Annotated in this window: 2 protein-coding genes and 1 pseudogene; all 3 read left to right on the top strand. The window is 40.5% G+C overall.

Annotated features, from left to right (window positions below; genetic code table 11):
- Nucleotides 1-231 precede the first annotated feature (231 nt).
- Nucleotides 232-759, top strand: a complete 528-nt coding sequence (locus tag ACFIMM_RS05970) for a hypothetical protein (protein WP_375682529.1) — start codon at nucleotides 232-234, stop codon at nucleotides 757-759.
- Nucleotides 760-885: 126 nt separating this feature from the next.
- A complete protein-coding gene (locus ACFIMM_RS05965; RefSeq protein WP_375632710.1) occupies nucleotides 886-1,134 on the top strand; it encodes a hypothetical protein in 249 nt (82 codons plus the stop codon).
- 2 nt (nucleotides 1,135-1,136) lie between these two features.
- Nucleotides 1,137-1,564, top strand: a pseudogene (locus ACFIMM_RS05960) (integrase); the annotation flags it as partial.

Below are 1,564 nucleotides of genomic sequence, written 5' to 3'. Positions count from 1 at the left end.
TGAAGCCAATGTATGCATGTGTCATAGAGGACAACTCGCATTAGCTCTTACTCAATTGCCTGATTGGAAATATGAAATTAAACACATCTAAAAAATAAACTTACAGATTTTTTACATATGGAGGTGCTTCTCTTCACAAATGCCTCCTAGCACCACCACCCTTCTTAACACTTTTAAGTCATGCGTGATTCACGAAATGGGTGAATTGTACGCAAATCAAGGAAATAAACCATGGAAAAGAAATATGAACTGACTGATGAAACAATCGAAGTTGGGCGCAAAACGCTCCGCCGCATTCGTGCATTGAGAGATTTGGGGGACGTCAAGAAAGGTGATCTTGGCGGCTATATCGAGAAAGAAGACAATCTAAGTCATGATGGCAATTGCTGGGTTGGGGGTTATGCCAAGGTTTATGATGATGCTAAGGTTTACGAAAATGCACATGTTTACGGTTATGCCGAGGTTTACGACAATTCTCGTATTTATGGCAAAGCAGAAGTTTTCGATGAACCATGCATTTACGGTCATGCAGAAGTTTACGGTGATGCATATATTTGCGGTGAACCGAACGTTTTTGATAATGCAGAAGTTTATGGCAATGCACAAGTTTACGAAGAGCCATACATTTACGATAGGGCGCGTGTTTACGGTGATGCGCATGTTTACGGTCATGCAAAAATTTACGGTGATGCATGTGTATGTTGGAACGACTGGATTGATGACGATAGAAGAATCTCAACTAGAGAAAAAACCAGATGAGAAAATAACGAACTACTAATCTTATAGTATCTCTATAAGCCGTTTCTAACACCGAAAAACCAACTTTTAAACACCAGCGTGATTCACGCCACGGGGGAATTGCATCTAAAATGAAGGGGAACAGATATGGCACACCGCCAACCTACTATAACACAACCAGCCATTGCACGAGCTTTACGAGAAGCTAAAAAACAAGGAGCAGAGGTTGTAGAAATCAAGCCTACTGGTGAATTATTAATTCATATCAATAAAATCGTAACACCCAGAACGATAGATAATACTTATAGCATTGACGATTTTCCACCGCTTGAAAATGAACAAAAAGACTACGATACCAGCAAATCGTGTCCCTCTGTTGACGGTATAAAGTTTTAGCCATGCCAAAACGCCGTCCACCGCATCTTGTTCGTGAACGCACACGCCATGGTAAAATCATATGGTATGTACGTATTGGTCATGGACCACGGTTTCGGATTGAAGGAACCTATGGAACGCAAGAGTTTGTCGATAATTATACGCTTGCTCTTAAGCAAGCTCAAAATGGCTCCTCCAAAACAAAGAGGCGTACCAGACTCACAGAAGGGTCTTTCGATTGGTTGTTGCATCAGTATTTACAAAGCATGCAATGGCATAATCAATCAGAATCTACTAAAAAAGTTAAATATCGAATTCTGAATAATGTTTCTAAACATATCGGTAATCGTGCATATAAAAGCATAAACAAACAACACATGCTTGAAGCCGTAGACAGAAGGCGAGAGACCCCCGCAGCTGCAAAACATTTTTTGACCTCTTTAAACGGTCT

Origin of the sequence: Bartonella sp. AP258QHHD (assembly GCF_042196145.1) — a bacterium.
Classification (GTDB): domain Bacteria; phylum Pseudomonadota; class Alphaproteobacteria; order Rhizobiales; family Rhizobiaceae; genus Bartonella.
Note: the sequence above shows the minus strand (reverse complement) of the source record. Positions and strands in the feature narration are given on the sequence as shown.

What these genes read in the sequence shown, in the direction of transcription:
- ACFIMM_RS05970 (WP_375682529.1), top strand. Translation starts at nt 232, where the DNA reads ATGGAAAAGAAATATGAACTGACTGATGAAACAATCGAAGTTGGGCGC.
- ACFIMM_RS05965 (WP_375632710.1), top strand. Translation starts at nt 886, where the DNA reads ATGGCACACCGCCAACCTACTATAACACAACCAGCCATTGCACGAGCT.